This window comes from Comamonas testosteroni ATCC 11996, from assembly GCF_000241525.1.
Lineage (GTDB): Bacteria > Pseudomonadota > Gammaproteobacteria > Burkholderiales > Burkholderiaceae_C > Comamonas > Comamonas testosteroni.
Map to the genome: position 1 here is coordinate 16,967 of NZ_AHIL01000035.1, position 18,088 is coordinate 35,054.

An 18,088-nucleotide genomic window follows, 5' to 3' on the forward strand; every position below is an offset into this window, starting at 1 on the left:
ACATCCGACAGAAATCGATGGTTCCCAGGGTGCTGACGGAGCGCAGCACGTAGGCCTGGCTTTCGCTGTGACCTGCGATCCGCACGAACTGCCAACCTCTGTGCGGAGGTCAGCCGAGTCGACACCCAAGGTACTTCCCCGAGTACGCAGGAACCGGAATACCTGCGCCGCACATTCCGACGGCCCGAGCTCCGCCAGGAGTTTCACGCTGGAGCTTCGGCCGCATGAACCGCACCTATGCAGGCCACGAGCCGCTCAAGGGCGGCACACAAAATCCCTTGGCACTCCCCGCCGGTGCGCGCTCGGGGAGTATGCGGACTGTTTGCACCGCCCTGCCCTCATCGATTGCGCAAAGGCAGTGAGCTAGCTTGCCTCGATCAGGCCCATCAAGACCTGACCCACATCGGCCTCCACCTTGAAAGCCAGCAGTGCATCCGCCCTTGTCACACCTTGATTGATGGCCACGATGGACTTGCCCTGCTCATGCGCTGCCAGCGCAAAGCGGTAACCCGAATACACCATCAATGAAGAGCCGGCGATCAGCACGGCGTCGGCCCTGGCCACGGCAGCCATGCAGGTCTGCACGCGTTCACGCGGCACGGTCTCGCCAAAGAACACCACATCGGGCTTGATCAGGCCCGTTCCACAATGTGGGCAGGCCGGCACGACAAAACGACTGAAGTCCTGGTTTTCCAGATCGGCGTCGCCATCAGGCGCCGGTGCAGCATACAGCTGGGCCCAGGCCGGGTTCAGTGCCAACAGCCGCTGCTGCAGGTCGGCGCGGGAAGAGCGCTTGTCGCAGTCCATGCAGCGCACGGTGTCGATGCGCCCGTGCAGGTCCACGATGTTCAGGCTTCCGGCCGCATCATGCAGGCCATCGACGTTCTGGGTGATCAGCAGCTCCATTCTGCCTTGCTGCTCCAGTCTCGCCAGCGCCTGGTGGGCGGAACCGGGGCGCGCCTGGCCCATCACGCGCCAGCCCAGCATGGAACGCGCCCAGTAGCGCTGACGCACCAGCACATCGCCAATGAAGGCCTGATAGGTCACGGGCTGGGGGCGCTTCCACTGTCCGTTGCGGTCACGATAGTCGGGAATGCCGACTTCGGTACTGCAGCCGGCGCCGCCAATGACCACCACGCGCGGGTGCGCATGCAGCCAGTCCTGCAGGCGCCACAGCGCCAGAGCGTCCACACAATGGTTCACGGCTTCACTCATTACAGCAGCGGTGATGTCAATCGGGCCACGGAGCCGACCAGCCGTCGTCGCAGTCCTTTTTCGCTGCGATACTGCACCATTCGAGCCTGACCCAGGTCGGCCTCGAACTGGGCAGCGATGGCCTGATTCAGCTCCGGCCCATAGCCGATCACACAGACCTCGTAGTTGAGGAAAAAGCTGCGATAGTCAAAATTGGCCGTGCCGATCATGGCCATATTGTCATCGACCACCAAGGTCTTGGAGTGCAGCATGCTGGCTGCATATTCATAGATATGCACGCCACAGCGAATCAGCTCGTCAAAATAGGAGCGCGCAGCGGCCGTCACCAATAACGAATCAGACTTCTTCGGCACCAGAATGCGGACCTCCACACCGCGCAATGCAGCATTGGTGAGAGCCGTCAGCGCACCTTCGGTCGGCACAAAGTAAGGCGTGGTAAGCAAGATGCGCTGCTGGGCCGCGTTGATGGCCGCCAGATAGGCGCGGTAGATGGCGTCCAGCTGGTCGTCAGGCCCCGAGGTCACAACCTGCATGGGGATGGGGCCGTCTTCGCAATCGGGCAGCAGATCATCAAGATCGTCGGGCAGCCGGTGCGGATCGCCGCTGCGGGTGTAGGCCCAGTCCTCGAGAAACACTGTCTGCAGCCAGTTGACGACGGCGCCTTCGACCCTGACATGCACATCGTGATAGGCATCGTCACAAATGCGCTCGTTCTCTTCATCGGTGACGTTCACGCCCCCCGTAAAGCCCACTTTTCCATCGCAGACCAGAATCTTGCGGTGGGTGCGGAAGTTGATCACGGGTCGCAGTCGACGCCCTATCTTGGCGTCGTGAAAGCGCAGCACCTCCGCCCCGGCCTGCTGTAGCGGCTCCAGAAACTTTCGCCCCAGCTTCTTGGAGCCCAGAGCATCCACCAGCAAACGCACCTGCACGCCTGCACGTGCTTTCTCGATCAGCAAATCACGCAAGGCCGTGCCAGTCTGATCGGGCTCGTAGATGTAGTACTCCAGATGCACATGGTGGCGTGCTGCACTCACGGCCTCGGCAATCGCATCAAAGGTCGCGGCGCCCCCCACAAGCAACTGCATGGAGGTGGCCGTGCTTACCGGGAAATCGCTGGTCATGCCAACCAGCCGCGCCACCTGACGCAGGCGTTCCTGCCGGGCCGGAATGCGTTCCCTGAGCTTTTGCATGCTGTTGCGCACACGCGAACGCTTGCGCGAGCGCAGCCGCTTGATACGCTGGCGTTTCATGCGTTGCGGACCGAAGTAGTAATAGACCAGCAGGCCCACCACAGGTAGTGCTGCCATGGACAACAGCCAGCTCAGCGTGGCAATCGGCTGGCTGCGCTGCAGCAGAATCCAGATGCCTACCACGACGACATACAGCGACCAGCCCACGGACAGCCAGAGCTTGACGCTCTCGTGGCTCAGCTGCATTGCTATCCAGTCCAATTGCGCACTCCTGTTGTTCGATGAACCATCACCACCATGCCCTCGCAGTATGGCAGCGGCATGGCAGACTGCGGCGGTCCGCCTGGCCGGGGAAACACCCTCCAGCAGGCGCCATGCTTTTGTACCGCGCTACAAAGAGTATATTGATACGCATGATTTCCGAACTCATCACGACTCTGGCCCAGGCCCGCAAGGCCGCCCGCATCACCCAGGCCGATCTGGCCGAACGTGCCGGTCTGTCGCGCATGGCCGTACAACGCACTGAAACCGGCGATGTCGACCCGCGCTTTTCCACTTTGCAGGAAATGGCCCGTGTGCTGAATATGGAGCTGATCGCCGTGCCGGCCGAGCTGCACGCCCAGGTGCAGGCACTGATTCAGCCCCAGACCGACCAGACGGGTGCAGCCGGCAGCATCGCCAGTCCGGTGACCAGCCAGGATTCACCTTGAAGTCTTACGTATTGTTAACTTGAGAGCCCTGTTTGCTCGGCCACAATGGCCCGAGGTTTTTTTGCGCGACATTCAGAGGTTTGAGAGATGGCGATTCACAACTGGGATTACGCACCGGAGGCACTGGAGGTACAGGTCAGCGAATTGTTGCTGGCCACGGCAGATCGAAGCGACGAACTGGTCGATGAAAACGTGCGTCTGGTCCTGCAGGAGCTGCGCCAGCACCTCAATATGGAGGTGATTTTTGTCTCCGAGATCCGCAACGGCCAACGTATGTTCCAGCATGTCGATACGGCCCCCGGCAAGGAATTGATTGCTACTGGCGGCGGCGGCCCTCTGGAAGAGTCGTTTTGCCAGTGCGTGCTCGACGGCGTTCTGCCCGGTCTGGTCCATGACGCTGCCACCCACCCGGCCTTTTCCAAGCTGCCGGCAACTCCTTTTCGCGTAGGTGCACATCTGAGCACCCCTATCGTGCTGGCCAGCGGCAAGGTCTACGGCACGCTGTGCTGCTTCAGTCAGGCCGCCGATGAAAGCCTGACAGCCAAGGACCTGCAAAAACTCGAATGCGTGGCCAGGATCACGGCCAGGCGAATCGATATCAAGCAGGCCCAGCAACTGCAGCCGGCCGAAGAAAAGCGCACGCCTTTCGGCCCGGCTTATCCCGGAAAGCGCTGAAAACCGGCCCTCCGGGAGGAATCCAGCTCAGCTCGCGGCCACGCGGACTTGGCGCTGCTCACCCGCGTGGGACGGCTGCCGATGACCACGCCCAGCCCCACCTTCCAGTCCACCTTGGTCGCGTCGGCGCTATCTGTATGGCGTCATCGGGCCCGCTGATGGCCGTGACTGCTTTCATGAACAGCACCGGCTCAGCCACCTGGACCACGTACAGGGCAGCCTGCGCCTGGAGGCCGATGCCGACGACGCTGATCTGGAGCAGATCCTGGGCGACCTTTGACCTGTGCCAGGCGTCGCGCCCCGGCAACGGGAGCCATCAAAGTGATCGATACACCCTTCTCTACTGAAGATGGCTCGAGTCCATTTGCAGAGAAGCACCCGGATTAGCATTCACAGCTGACTCCGATCACTCTCTCCCTGAGGCCTTGAGACCCGCCCGATGAGCTCACCCGCCCCGCCGTCCTTGCCGCAAGCCGAGCGGCCACGCCCACGCCATCTGCGTGAACTGTTCTGGTCACTGACCTTTCTGGCCTTGCAGGGTTTTGGCGGCGTGCTGGCCGTGGTGCAGCGCGAACTGGTCGAAAAGCGCCAATGGCTGAGCAATGAGGAGTTCATGGAGGACTGGGCTGTGGCGCAGATCATGCCCGGGCCCAATGTGGTGAATCTTTCCATCATGCTGGGCGAGCGCTACTTCGGCTGGCGCGGTGCCATCGTGGGGCTGTGCGGCATGCTGACGTTTCCCATGCTGGTGGTCATCAGCCTCACCCTGGTCTACACCCAGTTCGCGACCAACCCGGCCGTGGCCGGAGCCCTGCGCGGCATGGGCGCCGTGGCGGCAGGGCTGGTGGCGGGCATGGGCCTGAAGCTGGCCGGCACGCTGCGCAAGCACCCGCTGGGCAAGTGGTATTGCGCAGGGCTGGCCATCGCCGCCTTTGTTCTGGTGGCCGTGCTGCGCCTGCCCCTGTTCTGGGCCTTGCTGCTGGTGGGCGCAACAGGCTGCGTGCTGACCTACCGGAGGCTGGCATGAGCCCGCTGGTGATCGATCTGCAGACCGTGGACTGGCTGCATCTTTTTGCCTATTTCCTGACGCTGTCGCTGATGGCCGTCGGTGGAGCCATCACCGCCGCGCCCGACATGCACCGCTATCTGGTCGACGGCAACCACTGGCTGTCGGAAACCCAGTTCACCAGCTCCATCGCCATTGCCCAGGCCGCCCCCGGCCCCAATGTGCTGTTCATCGCCCTGCTGGGCTGGAACGTGGGACTGAATGCGGGTGGTGGCACCGGCCCTGCGGCCTGGGGTCTGGGAGCACTGGGTGTTGCCGTATGCATGGTGGGCATTTTGCTGCCCAGCTCGCTGCTGACCTGGCAGGCCTCGCGCTGGGGTCAGCGCAACCGGGACAAACGCGGCGTGCGCGCCTTCAAGCAAGGCATGGCTCCGCTGGTGATCGGTCTGCTGCTGGCGACAGGCTGGCTGCTGGGCAGCGCCAGCGGCAATCCTGGCAAGGACTGGAAGCTATGGCTGCTGAGCCTTGCATGCACATTGCTGGTATGGCGCACACGCATTCATCTGCTGTGGCTGCTGGCTGCCGGTGCGGCGCTGGGTGCGCTGGGCTGGGTGTAAAGCAGTACCGCCAAGCTCCGGGTTCGGCAGATCAGGCATCAACTGCCAAAGCAGTCTCTTTCCTGAGGCCGCTGTTGGCTCCAATGCCTGCCTACTCGGGACTATCCAGCAGCAAGGGCAGCACCTGCGCCGACGGCATGGCGATCACCTGGTCCGCCACCGAGTCCAGCTCGCTCGCATGTGGGTTGATGACAACCACTCGCGCCTGGTTGCGCCGTGCGATCTTGGCCAGACCTGCTGCCGGGTAGACTGCGCCCGACGTGCCGATCACCAGCATCAGCTGACATTGCTCTGCCGCCTGCTCTGCCCTGGCCCAGGTCTGGCTGGGCAGAGACTCGCCAAACCACACGACGGCCGGCCGCAGAACATTGCCGCAGGCGGCGCAATGAGGCGGCTCCCCCGGGACAGCCTGCTCCAGGTCGCAGGACGCACAACGGCGATTCAACCAGCGATTCCTGCTCAGCTCTCCATGCAGGCTCAGCACATCTTCACTGCCCGCCTGCTGGTGCAGGCCATCCACATTCTGCGTGATAAGTGTCATTCGACCGGGATGCAGCCTTGCCCAGCGCGCCAGTGCCAGGTGCCCCTCATTGGGAGCCACCTTGGCAACCAGCGCACGCCGGTGCTCGTACCAGCGCCAGACATGAGCCGGATCGCGGCGGTACCCCGCCTCGCTGGCCATCTCCTCAGGCTTGAACTGGGACCAATACCCGTTTGCATCCTCCCTGAAAGTGGGCACTCCCGACTCGGCGCTGACACCGGCCCCGGTAAGCACGGCCAGTCGCTGCGCCTCTCCCAGCCAGCGACGCACGCAGGCAATCGCCCCCGAGGACGCCGAAGAATTGTCAATAAGTGCTTGAACCAAGGCTATAACCTCAAAAATCGAGTTGCAACGTGGAATACTTGAATTCCTCTGCGGAGCTTCTTCTTTGCCTGATATTGCACCACACCAGCATATGAACGAATCGGGCCAATTGTTCGCACTTCAGCAAGCCATGACGCCTGCAGCATTGGCATGGGGTCTTGTTGATGTCCAGACATTGGAACTGCGCTTTGCCAATCGGGCATTGCAGCGCCTTCTGCAACCCAGCCATCAGGCCCACGGCATACCCGAGCGCGAGATTCTGGAAACAGCCAGGCTCGCGATCAGGCAGTGCATGGAAACAGGCCTGGAGGCGACTGCAAGCTTGCCCGACCACCCCGGACTCTGGCATTTTTCACCGATTCACGGCGCTGGCACGACAGAAGCGGTGCAATGCTATGTATTGCCGACCGAATCCTCGTTTCGTGAACCTGATGACGAACTCGGGCTGGGACATGTCAACCGCTTTGAGGCCTTTCTGGATCACCTGCCCTACCAGATCTGGATTGCAACACCCCACGGAGAAGTGACCTGGCTCAACCGGGCCCTGCATGAATACGCCTACCGGGAAGTACAACTCTTAAGCCTGCGCGAAGGCATCTGGATTGATATCGTGCATCCCGACGATCTGGCGACCGTCAACACCGGGCTGTCACGCGCCCTGATCACCGAAAAATCGACAGGATACCGGCTGCGCATCAAGCGCCATGACGGCCAGTACCACTGGTTTTTTTCGTCGCTGTCTCCCGTCAAGAATGCGCAGGGCAGGATTCTCTACTGGGTCGGCGCGAACCTGGGCATAGACAGCGTCCGGCAATCCGAGAATCAGCTGCGCGACCAGATCACCACACTGAGCCACCAGCTGAGGCTCAAGCAGCAGGCGCTGGATCAGGCCGAAACCTACCTCGCCCAGGCCCAGAAGATGGGCATGGTGAACCAGCTGTCTGCCGGTGTCGCACATGACATGAAGAACCTGCTTTTCATCACCGGCCTGCATGCCGGCATGCTGGAAAAGCAGCTGGGTGAGCCCGAGCAGCTCGAGCATGTGGATGTGATACTCAACACCATTCAGAAAGCAGGCAGCCTGGCATCGCATCTGACAGGGTTCAGCAGCCGCAAATCCATGCAGCTGGCTGCCGCCGACCCCCGTGCACTGGTGCAAGACCTGGAGCCGCTGCTGAGCAAGGCCGTCGGCCAGAACGCTGAACTGCAGCTGCATATGGCGTCCAGCATCTGGCCCATCAGCGTGGACAAGCTGTATTTCGAGAACTCGCTGATCAATCTCTGCATCAATGCGCGTGATGCCACCGAAGAGCAAGGCCAGATCACGCTGACAGCGGAGAACGTGCTGCTCAAGCGTGCCAGCCATGCGGGCGACTACGTGATGATCAGCGTGGCCGACAACGGCATGGGCATGAGCGAGGAGATCAAGGCCCGCATCTTCGACATGTTCTTCACCACCAAGCCCGAAGGCAAGGGCGCGGGCCTGGGCCTGCCCATGGTCAAGAACTTCATGGACCACGTCCAGGGCCTGATCGAGGTGGAAAGCACTCCAGGCCTGGGCACCATCGTGAGCCTGTACTTTCCGCGCGCACAACCGGTCGTCCCGCAGATCCCGCAAGCCTCGGCCCCTGCGGGCCGGCAGGAAACGATTTTGCTCATCGAGCCCGATCTGGCCACGCGCAATGCCATGGCCCAGGTGCTCTACGGACTTGGTTATCAGGTCGTGACCGCATATTTGCCCGAAGTCGCGCTGCGCTATATCAACAGCGGCATGAAGGTGGATCTCATCATTGCCGCCGATGAGTTTTCCGGTGCCTTGAGCATCGCAAAAATGCAGGAAAAGCTGGCCCGGGAGCATGTTCTCATTCCGCTCATCCTCATGACAAGCAGCGAAGAGGCCGAAGTGCCACATGCTCAGGAATGCCGCTATGTGGTGCTGAGCAAGCCCATGGATATTGGCGAGCTGGCACGCACCGTACAGCGCATGCTGCATCCGGACTTCACGACGCCAGCCGATCTGCCGGCCGTCTGAGAACGGTTCGGACGCACGCAAAAAAAGGCGCCACTGCTCTCGCAGTCGCGCCTTGCTTTCGCTTTCAGCGGCTGGACCAGCCGGCTCAGGCCTTGATCGCCACGGCCGCTGCCAGACGCTGGCGCAACGCCTCATACAGGCATACGCCGCTGGCGACCGACACGTTCAGGCTTTCCACCGCGCCCTGCATGGGGATGCTGACCAGCGCATCGCAGGTCTTGCGGGTCAGCTGGCGCATGCCATCGCCCTCGGCCCCCAGCACCAGCGCTGTCGGGCCGGTCAGATCCATCTGGTAGAGATGCTTGTCGGCATCGCCGCTGGTACCGATGATCCAGATGCCGCGCTCCTTGAGTTCCTTGAGCGTGCGCGCCAGATTGGTGACCATGAAGTAGGGCACGGTCTCGGCCGCACCGCTGGCCACCTTGGCCACAGTGGCGTTGATGCCGGCCGCGTGATCCTTGGGAGCGATCACGGCATGCACGCCGGCGCCGTCTGCTACACGCAGGCAGGCGCCCAGATTGTGAGGGTCGGTCACGCCGTCGAGCACCAGCAGCAGCGGGGCCTTCACGCCTTCATCTTCCAGGTCGTCGAGCAGCTCGTCGAGCGTGCGCGTGTCCTTGACTTCTTCCACGCGTGCAGCCACGCCTTGATGGCCGTGAGAGCCAGCCAGCTTGGCAATGCGCAGGGCATCGGCCTCGATCAGACGCACCCCGGCTTCCTTGGCGCGCTCCAGAAACTGGCGCATGCGCGCATCGCGACGCGAAGCCTCGAAATAGACTTCGATGATGGACTGAGGGGCGGTCTTCAGACGCACGCCTACGGCGTGAAAGCCGAAAAGAACTTTGGGGGACGACATGGGGCCACATTATCCCGGCGTTTGCGGCAGACCTGGGGCTCGCAGGGCCATGTCTGGGCTGGCAGCTGAGGTTTTTCATTGCCGCTACACTGCGCCCCCAACGGACGGGCCCCCATTCATCAGGCAGAACCGGCATGGCTTTTGCCGAGTGCAAGTCTTTACATGAAGCCGCGCAGCCGTCCAGAACGACTGGCAGCAGGCTTGCCCTGCAGCTCCCCCGGCATTCGCGTACAAGATCTCCTCATGCCCGGCATGACGAGATTGGCGCGCGTGCATCCTCTTCCAATCCCTTAACAAATACCCTGCATGCTCAAAGCCTTGCTCGATTGGTTCAACCGCACCAGCCTGGTGCTGCAGATTGTGATTGCCCTGGTTCTGGGCGGCCTGGTGGCCTGGCTGTGGCCGGCTGCCGCCCAGCCCGCATCCTTGCTGGGCAGTCTGTTCATTGCCGCCCTCAAGGCAGTGGCCCCGGTGCTGGTCCTGCTGCTGGTCATGGCAGCCATCAGCAGCCACCGCCCGGGCCAGGAAACGCAGATCAAGCCCGTGCTCTGGCTGTACGTCATCGGCACGCTGGCAGCGGCCTGCGTGGCCGTGGCAGCCAGCGCGCTCTTTCCCTCGGTGATTCACTTTCGTGAAGCGCCCAAAGTCCAGAGCGTGCCCGGCGAGATCAGCCAGGTGCTGAGCACCGTCGTCCAAAGCCTGTTCGACAACCCCGTCAATGCATTGCTGAACGCCAACTACATCGGCATTCTGGCCTGGGCTATCGCGCTGGGCATTGCACTGCGCCACGCCACGCCCACCACCCGCACCATGGTGGAGGACTTTGGCCATGCCATCACTCGCGTGATTCAAGGCGTGATTCGCCTGGCCCCCTTCGGCATCTTCGGCCTGGTCGTCGCCACCTTCTCCTCCGGCGGGCTCGATGCACTCAAGGACTACGCCCATCTGCTGGCCGTACTGGTCGGCTGTATGGTGTTTGTGGCATTGGTGATCAACCCAGTCATTGTCTGGACACAGACTCGCCGCAATCCCTACCCGCTGGTGCTGACCTGCCTGCGCGAAAGCGCAGTGACCGCCTTCTTCACGCGCAGCTCGGGAGCCAATATTCCCGTCAATCTGGCCCTGGCTCAGAAGCTCCGGCTCGACGAGAACACCTACAGCATCTCCATCCCTCTGGGCGCCACCATCAATATGGCCGGCGCGGCCGTCACCATCAGCGTGCTGACGCTGGCCGCCGCCCATACGCTCAATATCCCGGTGGACATCCCCACGGCCATATTGCTGTGCGTGGTCTCTGCGGTCTGTGCCTGCGGCGCCTCGGGCGTACCCGGTGGCTCGCTGCTGCTGATTCCGCTGGCATGCAGCCTGTTCAACATCCCCAACGATGTGGCAATGCAGGTGGTGGGTGTCGGCTATGTGATTGGCGTGATCCAGGACTCGACCGAGACAGCCCTCAATTCCTCGACCGACGTGCTGTTTACGGCAGCCGCCTGCCGCGCGGCAGAGCGCAGGGCCGGGCTGGAAGTCGCGCGCATCTGAGGCTTGAGCTCAGAGACTACTGATTTAATAGCTACAAGCGTTTATTTGATGAGCGCCAAAACCCCAAAAGGCCTGTGTTCACACAGGCCTTTTTGTTTTCAGACAGAGCGCCCGGCTTCTATGGTGATGCTGCGATCGCATTGCGCCGCAATCTCGCGGTCATGCGTCACCAGAATCAGGGTCGTGCCGCGCTCGCGGTTGAGTGCAAACATCAGCTCCATGATGGTCTGGCCCGTGGCGAAGTCCAGGCTCCCAGTGGGCTCGTCGGCCAGCAGCACGGCCGGCTCCACCACAAAAGCACGCGCCAGGGCCACGCGCTGCTGCTCGCCGCCCGACATCAGCCTGGGATAGTGATTGAGACGCTGACCCAGGCCCACACGCTCCAGCATCTGCGCGGCGCGCGCCCTCGCATCGCGCTGCCCCGCCAGCTCCAGCGGCAGCATGACGTTTTCCAGAGCCGTGAGATTGCCCAGCAACTGAAAGCTCTGGAAGACAAAGCCCATCTTCTGTGCCCGCACCGCCGCCCGGTCGTCCTCGCTGAGTGCAAACAGATCCTGGCCCAGCAAGCGGACCGTGCCGCGGCTGGGGGTATCGAGACCAGCCAGAATCGACAGCAAAGTGCTCTTACCCGAGCCTGAGGCCCCCACAATGGCAACGGTTTCGCCGGCCGTGAAACTCAGATTGATATCCCGCAAAATATCCAGCACGCCTGTGGAATCGCTCACCGATTTGGACAGTTGCTCAACGGCAATCAAAGGAATGGCAAGAGTTGTGGACATGAATCAATTGGATAGCAAAAACGTCAAGAGTCGCAGCCAGCACTTTGCGCTGCAGCGCCGTCACTGTATCGCTGTTGCTCTGACGCTCGCCATTTCAGGGGCTTGCGGCGCGGCAGCAGCCTCATCGCCTGCCAGGAACACGGAGCCGGCCAAGGCCGCTGCCAGCGCGAAACCCGGCCCGGTGCTGGTGCTTGGCGATTCCCTGAGCGCAGAATACGGCCTGACACGCGGCAAGGGCTGGGTGCAGTTGCTGCAGCAGCGCATGAATGACGAAAAAAATCCGCGCAAGGTGGTCAATGCCAGCATCAGCGGCGAGACCACGGCCGGCGGCAGAGCGCGCCTGGCGTCGCTGCTCAGGCAGCATGAGCCGGGCATCTTGATTCTGGAGCTGGGCGGCAACGACGCATTGCGCGGCCTGGCGCTGCAAAGCACACAGCAGAATCTGGAAGTCATGATCAAGGCCGCCAGGGAGGCCGGGGCCCAGGTGCTGCTGGTGGGCATGCAGGTACCGCCCAACTATGGAGCGGCCTATACCGAGCAGTTTGCCGATATGTTCAGGAGCATTGCCGGCGCGCAAAAGCTGCCGCTGGTGCCGTTTCTGCTGTCGGGCATCGGCGATGCGGCGGATGCCGAGCGATGGTTTCAGAGCGACCGCATTCACCCCAATGCCCAGGCCCAACCCCAGATGCTGGCCAATGTCTGGCCCAAGCTCAGGCCCCTGCTGAAGTAAGCGACGGCCGCGCGGCCTCAGTCGCCGCCACCTCAGCCATCACCGCCAGAGTCCCCGCCGTCCGAGCTGCAAGCACTCTCGTTGCTGCCCGAGCCGCAAAAATAGCTGTCGTTGAAGACGTCGCGGCCGTCTTCGCGGCTGCTCGCCGAAGTCCAGGTCAGCTGCGAATCGGTGCTGTGGCCCGAGGCGCCTGGCTGGGGCGTAAAGACTTTTTTCAACCAGTTCCAGAACTCCATGACATCCCCCTCATTGCGCCTCAAGCAGGCTCCTCCTTGCTTTCGGCGCGGACGCTGGCTTTATAGGCATGCCAGCTGGCGCAACCCAGCAGCGGCCCGATGACGATCAGACCTGCACTGTAAAAGAGCAGCGAGACCGAGATCAACACGGTGATGATCAGCCCCCACAGCAGCATCACACCCGTGTTGGCCCCCACCACGCGCATGCTGGTGATGCAGGCCGTCAAGGCATCGGTATCCAGATCGAGAATGGCGGGCAGTGAAACCACCATGCTGGCAAACACCAAGGCGGCAAATATCCCGCCAACTGCGGTGTAGCCCAGCAGGAACGCCCAGTTCTCGGGCCGCAGCAGAGTCTGCAGCAGGGTTGCCGTACTGGGCATGCCTGTGTCGAACGAGATGGCGAACACCACCATGGCAGCGCGCCCCCAGAGCATCTCCAGCACCATCAGCACCATGACCAGCATGCCCATGCTGGCCAGATGCTTGTCCCAGCAGGTCAAGGACTGCGACAGCAGCACGGGCTTGCCCTGCTCCAGCTGCTTGCTGACGTAGTACAGGCCCATGGCCAGGAAGGGGCCGACCAGCAGACAGCCGCTGGCCATGGACATCAGATATTCGGGGCTTGAGCGAAACACCCAGGCCATCAGACGCGCCATGCCCCAGAAACACAGGCCGTAGAACAGCGCAATCATGGGTGCGCGCCGCACATCGCCAAGGCCGAGCAGCAGCCATTGCCAGGGCTCTCTCCAGCGCAGTTGCAGAATCTGCAGATTACCGGACTCGGCCTTGACCTCGGAAACAGGGGAAGCTTGCATGCGAGACCCTCCTTGTCGCCCATGCCGCGCCTCGGTGGCGGCAACTGACAGGAACAAGTTACCCGCTCAACCCTGAATCTGCATTGCGGAAAGCCCGCATGTCAGCCCTCGCATTTTCACTATAAAAACAAGAGCTTATAGCGCCTATCAAATATTGATTTCAGACAATAATGATAATGAAATCGTTTATTCACAGGCGCTTAAAGCTCCTAATTAAATAGCATCAACCAAAGGCCTTGAGCAGCGCCTGGGCCAGATCAGCCTGCAAATCGGCCGTATCTTCGAGGCCGATGGCAAAGCGCACCACGGTCCCCGCCTTGATATGCGGTGTGGCACGGCTGCGCATCTCGGGCAGCTCGTAGGGCACGACCAGGCTCACAGGCCCGCCCCAGCTGTAGCCCAGCTTGAACAGGCGCAGGTTGTCGCAGAAGCGATCCACGGCCGCCTGATCGAAGCGCTCGTCGATGACCACACTGAACAGACCGGCAGCCACGCCATCCTGGCCCTGGCCTTGTGCGCACAGCTGCTTCCAGCAAGCATGGCCAGGGGCGTCAGGCATGGCGGGGTGCAAGACCTGCGCCACAGCACTCTGGGTGGCCAGCCACTGCGCCAGCTGGCGTGCCGAGCGATCCTGTGCGTGATAGCGCAGGCCGATGCTGGGCAGGCTGCGCAGCACGGCCTCTGCGTCGTTGCCGCTCACGCCCAGACCCAGGCGCATGTGCGCGAGCTTGATGCGCATATGCAGGGGCTGGTTGCGCGTGATGATGCTGCCCATCAGCACATCGCCGCCGCCGCTGGGGTACTTGGTCAGGGCATGGGCCGTGACATCGACGCCCAGGCTGCCGTCGCCCAGCAGGTCGAAGGGGCGAAAAGCCAGGCCCGCGCCCCAGGTGTTGTCCAGCACCATGGTCACCCCCCTGGCCCGGCACAGGCGCACCTGCTCGACGAGATTCGGGAACTCCATGGTTACCGAGCCCGGAGCCTCCAGCCATACCAGCTTGGTGGCCGGCGTGATCTTGGCCGCCAGATCCTCGACGCTCATGGGGTCGTAGTACTGATGGCGAATGCCGAAATGGGCCAGCTCGCCCTCGGTCAGCGTCTTGTTGGGACCGTATGCGTTATCGGGCACCAGCACCTCGTCACCCGTCCTGAGCAGCGCCAGCGACACCGTAGCAATCGCGGCCAGGCCGCTGGGCACCAGCAGACATTGCAGACCGCCCTCCAGCGAGGCCAGACGCTCTTCCAGGGCGTAGGTCGTGGGCGTGCCATGCAGGCCGTAGGTGTAGCTGCTCTTGTCCAGCCAGCGGCGTTCGCGCATCGCCTGCACGTTCTCGAAGTACACGGTCGAGGCCTTGTGCACGGCCGGCTGCGGGCCTTCGAAGTCCGTGGGTGGCTTGTAGGGATGGTGGATCAGATGGGTGGAAAGCTTGTGGTCGGCTTGGGTCATGCCCTGATCTTAGTGCCATGCAGCCACAAAAAAGCCAGAGGGCTTGCGCGCTCTGGCTTCATGCGAGATGCAGGCTGAAAGGTCTCAGCCTGCCTTCACGGTCAGATTGTTGTTGACCGAGGTCACGCCCTTGGCTGCCTTGGCGATATCGCCGGCCTGGGTCTTGACAGCTTCGCTGGGCACGGTGCCGGTCAAGGTCACTGCGCCGCCCTTGGTGTCCACATTGATCTGCAGAGCGCTGATTTCCGGGGCCTTGATCAAATCGGTCTTGACGGCAGCGGTGATGCCAGCGTCATCGAGGGCAGCACCCGCCTTGGCAGCGCCTTCCTCCATCTTGTTGCCAGCCTTTTCCATGGCGGCACCAGTAGCCTCACCAGCCTTTGCCAATGCATCGGCAGCTGCATCGCCGGCCTTGGCCGTACCTTCTTCAATCTTGCTGCCTGCATTTTCCGCAGCCTTCTCGGTCTGGGAAATGGCGGAATCGAGCTTCTGGCCAGCGGTCTTGTTGTCGTCGGACTTGCCGCAGGCAGCCAAGCCAAAGGCCAAGGCGGTAATGGCCAGAACTTGAGCGGAACGCTTGAACATAGTGGTCATATCGATTTCTCCCTTAATGCTTGCAAAAACATGACGGTCAACTGTAACCAGCCACCATTTTGGCCCGGATACGAACTTTTCCCGCATCCCTGTAGGACAAATTTGTCCGAATTTGTGACATTTGATTAATAAATGTTTTCTTCTGTGATTTACAGAAACTCTATGCAAGCCATGCACTAATCCGCAACCCCTTGCATGCGCGGATGGCGCGCAAATGCCAAGCCCAGCAGGGTAGCCAACAGCATGACAAAGCAGGCAAACAGGCTCACGGCCAGCTTCACGCTCCAGTGGTCGGCAATCCAGCCCACTGCCATCATGGACAGCATGGAGCCCAGCAAACCGATGGTCTGATAGGTAGACAACATGCCCGCCCGGTTATCGGGCCTGGCAAGACGGCCCACCATGGTCATGCCGGCCAGCATGCACAAGCCATGTCCCAGTGCCGTCAAGCAAACGCCCAAGATGAACAGCAGCGTTGATTGCAGTTGCAGATTCAGCAACAGCATGCCGTTGCTCAGCACCAGCAGCGCCATGCCGGCAAAACCGCAGCGGTGCAGCGGCAGGCTGGCAGCCACCAGCTGAATGCCCGCAGAGACGAGCAAAATCACCGCAATGGCCGTACCACTGACCATAGGGCCGCTCCAGGGAATCATCTGCTGCAGAAACAGCGGCGCCATGGAGGCATACAGCCCGAATACGCCGAACGCCACGAACGGATAGCCGCAGGTCAGTGCAAAAGCCAGGGAATCCTCGCGCACAGGCCAGGTCAGCCGCGGCAGACAGTCCCGCCAGTGCAGACGTTCGGGGGCCTGTCCCAGTTGGCCCGCATCCCGCTGCACCGACTCCGGCAGCTTGAGCATGACAACGCCCGCCACACCGATGCAGCCCAGCACCAGCGGCACCAGATAGGCCGTCGTCAAGGGCTGAGGCAGCCACTGCCCCGCCATGCCACCGATCAAGGGCCCCAGACCAAAGCCCAGCACATTGAGAAAGCTGGCCACCATGGCCACGCGCCGAGGCTGCAGACCGGTACTTCCGCTGGCAGCCAGCAGTGTCAGCCCCGTGGTGGCGCTGATGGTGATGAGGCTTGACGACACCCCCACCATGAAGCGCCCGACGATCAGGCTTGGCAGATTCCAGGCCAGCATGGAGATCAGGGTGCCCGCCAGCGTCAGACACAGGAAACACAGCATCACGCGCTGAAAGCCGATGCGGTCGGGCAGGCGCCCCAGAAACAGCAGGGCGCACAGCCCGCCGCACATATAAAGCACATAGATCAGCGAGATATCGCTGGGCCGCAACTGCCAGGCCTGCTGATAGAGCGCATAAAGCGGACTGATCAGCGCCGCCCCCAGCACTCCCACTACCAGGCCGAAACCCACCCACCAGACCGAGGCCTGTGCCGTTGTGGCGCCGGCCTGCCATGTATTGCTTTGCGACATTTGCTGCCTCTTGATCGGGCCGGGCCTGCGACAGGGTCAGAGCGCTCAGGCGTTCGTCCTGTCGCGCCGTCAGAGCGGGCCAGCCACCTGCGTGTGATGAGAACATTGTCTGCACAGCCGCATCGGCACGCATAGGCCAAACAAAGGATACATGCCCCTAACTATTTGCTGCCAAGCACAGGAGGCTATGCTTTTTGACGATCAAAACCAGTACGTCAACGCATCAAACACCCGTCGCTATACTTTGCGCCCTAATGACAGCAGGATTTCCCGGCATGCGCCTGAACGTTTTTTTGCGCCCCTTGGTCTGTTTGAGTCTGCTTGGCCTTGCCGCCTGCGGCAGCAATCCCCCCAGCCCCGCAGCGACACCCGAGCCGCCCACCGCAACCACATCAGCCCCCCCGATCAAGATCGGCCTGGCGCTGGGCGGCGGTGCGGCCAAGGGCTTTGCCCATATCGGCGTCATCAAGATGCTCGAGGCCAATGGCCTCACGCCCTCGTTCGTGGCCGGCACCAGCGCCGGCAGCGTGGTGGGTGCGCTCTATGCAAGCGGCATGAACGCCTTCGAGCTGCAGGAAAAAGCCGTGGCGCTGGACGAAGCCAAGATCCGCGACCTGCAGCTGTCCGCTGGCGGTCTGGTACTGGGGCAGAAGCTTGAGGACTATGTGAATGAACAAGTCCACCGCAAGCCGCTGGAGCAGATGACCAAGCCCTTTGTCGCCATCTCCACGCGCCTGGAAGACGGTGAACGCACGGTGTTTGCACGTGGCAATGTGGGCCAGGCCGTGCGCGCCTCCAGCAGCGTGCCGGGCGTGTTCCAGCCCGTCACCATCGGCAAGTACCACTATGTGGACGGCGGCATTGTCAGCCCCGTGCCGGTCGATGCCGTGCGCAATCTGGGGGCCGACATCGTGATTGCCGTGGACATCTCCAACAAGGCCAGCGGCAAGACCCCGGCCAATATGCTGGGCGCGCTCAATCAGTCGATTGCCATCATGGGCCAGAAGCTGGGTCAGGCCGAGCTGGCGCGAGCCGACATCATCATTCGTCCCAAGGTGCTGGACATCGGCCCGGCCGACTTCGCGCAGCGCAGCCATGCGATTGTGGAAGGCGAGAAGGCCGCCACTGCACTGATGCCGCAGATTCGCGAACGCATCGCCCAGCTGCGCGCCGAACGCGCCAAGGCCACTCAGGTAGCGCAGCAAAAGGCCGCCGAAGCCAGCTATCAGGACTGCCTGAAGCAGCGCTCCAGCCTTCAAAAGCTGTCCGGCATGGTGGGCATGAGCGGCAACTGCGAAAAGCCCTGAGCTGAACCTGCCCCATGAAAAAGGCCC

General features: G+C 62.1%; 18 protein-coding genes. 8 read left to right on the forward strand and 10 right to left on the reverse strand.

Going from position 1 to position 18,088, the window contains the following annotated elements:
• Positions 1-363: 363 nt before the first annotated feature.
• Positions 364-1,215, reverse strand: a complete 852-nt coding sequence (locus CTATCC11996_RS15320) for an NAD-dependent protein deacetylase (protein ID WP_003077790.1) — start codon at positions 1,213-1,215, stop codon at positions 364-366.
• The gene (gene cls / locus CTATCC11996_RS15325) at positions 1,215-2,654 is read right to left on the reverse strand and encodes a cardiolipin synthase (protein WP_034349315.1); all 1,440 of its coding nucleotides are present in this window, start codon (positions 2,652-2,654) and stop codon (positions 1,215-1,217) included. Before cls ends, CTATCC11996_RS15320 begins: the two co-directional genes overlap by 1 nt.
• A 167-nt stretch (positions 2,655-2,821) precedes the next feature.
• Here cls and CTATCC11996_RS15330 point away from each other — a divergent pair, with 167 nt between their 5' ends.
• The 4 genes from CTATCC11996_RS15330 (at position 2,822) to CTATCC11996_RS15350 (ending at position 5,416) form a co-directional block, all read left to right on the forward strand.
• The gene (locus CTATCC11996_RS15330; protein WP_003077796.1) at positions 2,822-3,118 is read left to right on the forward strand and encodes a helix-turn-helix transcriptional regulator; all 297 of its coding nucleotides are present in this window, start codon (positions 2,822-2,824) and stop codon (positions 3,116-3,118) included.
• 87 nt (positions 3,119-3,205) lie between these two features.
• Entirely contained in the window at positions 3,206-3,793 is a 588-nt protein-coding gene (locus CTATCC11996_RS15335) for a GAF domain-containing protein (RefSeq protein ID WP_003077798.1), read from the forward strand.
• Between the two features lie 439 nt (positions 3,794-4,232).
• Positions 4,233-4,820, forward strand: coding sequence for a chromate transporter (locus CTATCC11996_RS15345; protein WP_003077805.1), 588 nt, complete (start codon positions 4,233-4,235; stop codon positions 4,818-4,820).
• Positions 4,817-5,416, forward strand: coding sequence for a chromate transporter (locus CTATCC11996_RS15350; RefSeq protein WP_003077807.1), 600 nt, complete (start codon positions 4,817-4,819; stop codon positions 5,414-5,416). Before CTATCC11996_RS15345 ends, CTATCC11996_RS15350 begins: the two co-directional genes overlap by 4 nt.
• 91 nt (positions 5,417-5,507) lie before the next feature.
• Here the strand turns inward: CTATCC11996_RS15350 and CTATCC11996_RS15355 are convergent, their stop codons facing one another.
• Positions 5,508-6,281, reverse strand: a complete 774-nt coding sequence (locus tag CTATCC11996_RS15355) for an SIR2 family NAD-dependent protein deacylase (protein WP_042437540.1) — start codon at positions 6,279-6,281, stop codon at positions 5,508-5,510.
• A 91-nt stretch (positions 6,282-6,372) separates the two neighbouring features.
• On the opposite strand from CTATCC11996_RS15355, the gene CTATCC11996_RS15360 reads away from it, so the two are divergent.
• Complete coding sequence (locus tag CTATCC11996_RS15360) at positions 6,373-8,313, forward strand: hybrid sensor histidine kinase/response regulator (protein WP_003077811.1); 1,941 nt, start codon at positions 6,373-6,375, stop codon at positions 8,311-8,313.
• 85 nt (positions 8,314-8,398) lie between these two features.
• Here the strand turns inward: CTATCC11996_RS15360 and rlmB are convergent, their stop codons facing one another.
• Entirely contained in the window at positions 8,399-9,169 is a 771-nt protein-coding gene (rlmB, locus tag CTATCC11996_RS15365; RefSeq protein WP_003077813.1) for a 23S rRNA (guanosine(2251)-2'-O)-methyltransferase RlmB, read from the reverse strand.
• A gap of 306 nt (positions 9,170-9,475) precedes the next feature.
• On the opposite strand from rlmB, the gene sstT reads away from it, so the two are divergent.
• The gene (sstT, locus tag CTATCC11996_RS15370; RefSeq protein WP_003077814.1) at positions 9,476-10,708 is read left to right on the forward strand and encodes a serine/threonine transporter SstT; all 1,233 of its coding nucleotides are present in this window, start codon (positions 9,476-9,478) and stop codon (positions 10,706-10,708) included.
• A 98-nt stretch (positions 10,709-10,806) separates the two neighbouring features.
• Here sstT and CTATCC11996_RS15375 read toward each other — a convergent pair whose 3' ends face one another.
• Entirely contained in the window at positions 10,807-11,487 is a 681-nt protein-coding gene (locus tag CTATCC11996_RS15375) for an ABC transporter ATP-binding protein (protein WP_003077816.1), read from the reverse strand.
• Here CTATCC11996_RS15375 and CTATCC11996_RS15380 point away from each other — a divergent pair.
• Positions 11,486-12,217, forward strand: a complete 732-nt coding sequence (locus CTATCC11996_RS15380) for an arylesterase (RefSeq protein WP_003077818.1) — start codon at positions 11,486-11,488, stop codon at positions 12,215-12,217. The two genes, CTATCC11996_RS15375 and CTATCC11996_RS15380, sit on opposite strands and share 2 nt — an antisense overlap.
• 32 nt (positions 12,218-12,249) lie before the next feature.
• On the opposite strand, the gene CTATCC11996_RS15385 is transcribed toward CTATCC11996_RS15380, so the two are convergent.
• From CTATCC11996_RS15385 to CTATCC11996_RS15405, 5 genes are all read right to left on the reverse strand, one after another.
• Complete coding sequence (locus tag CTATCC11996_RS15385) at positions 12,250-12,477, reverse strand: hypothetical protein (RefSeq protein ID WP_003077820.1); 228 nt, start codon at positions 12,475-12,477, stop codon at positions 12,250-12,252.
• Positions 12,474-13,271, reverse strand: a complete 798-nt coding sequence (locus tag CTATCC11996_RS15390; RefSeq protein ID WP_003077822.1) for a DUF2189 domain-containing protein — start codon at positions 13,269-13,271, stop codon at positions 12,474-12,476. The genes CTATCC11996_RS15385 and CTATCC11996_RS15390 overlap by 4 nt, the downstream gene beginning before the upstream one ends.
• Before the next feature lie 223 nt (positions 13,272-13,494).
• Positions 13,495-14,718 carry a PLP-dependent transferase gene (locus CTATCC11996_RS15395; RefSeq protein ID WP_003077824.1) on the reverse strand — a complete coding sequence of 408 codons (1,224 nt, stop codon included), beginning with the start codon at positions 14,716-14,718 and terminating at the stop codon, positions 13,495-13,497.
• An 84-nt stretch (positions 14,719-14,802) separates the two neighbouring features.
• Entirely contained in the window at positions 14,803-15,312 is a 510-nt protein-coding gene (locus tag CTATCC11996_RS15400; RefSeq protein ID WP_003077826.1) for a BON domain-containing protein, read from the reverse strand.
• 176 nt (positions 15,313-15,488) lie between these two features.
• Positions 15,489-16,754, reverse strand: coding sequence for an MFS transporter (locus CTATCC11996_RS15405; protein ID WP_003077828.1), 1,266 nt, complete (start codon positions 16,752-16,754; stop codon positions 15,489-15,491).
• 275 nt (positions 16,755-17,029) lie between these two features.
• Here CTATCC11996_RS15405 and CTATCC11996_RS15410 point away from each other — a divergent pair, with 275 nt between their 5' ends.
• Positions 17,030-18,061: a patatin-like phospholipase family protein gene (locus CTATCC11996_RS15410; protein ID WP_003077831.1), complete on the forward strand. Its 1,032-nt coding sequence runs from the start codon at positions 17,030-17,032 to the stop codon at positions 18,059-18,061.
• Positions 18,062-18,088 lie beyond the last annotated feature (27 nt).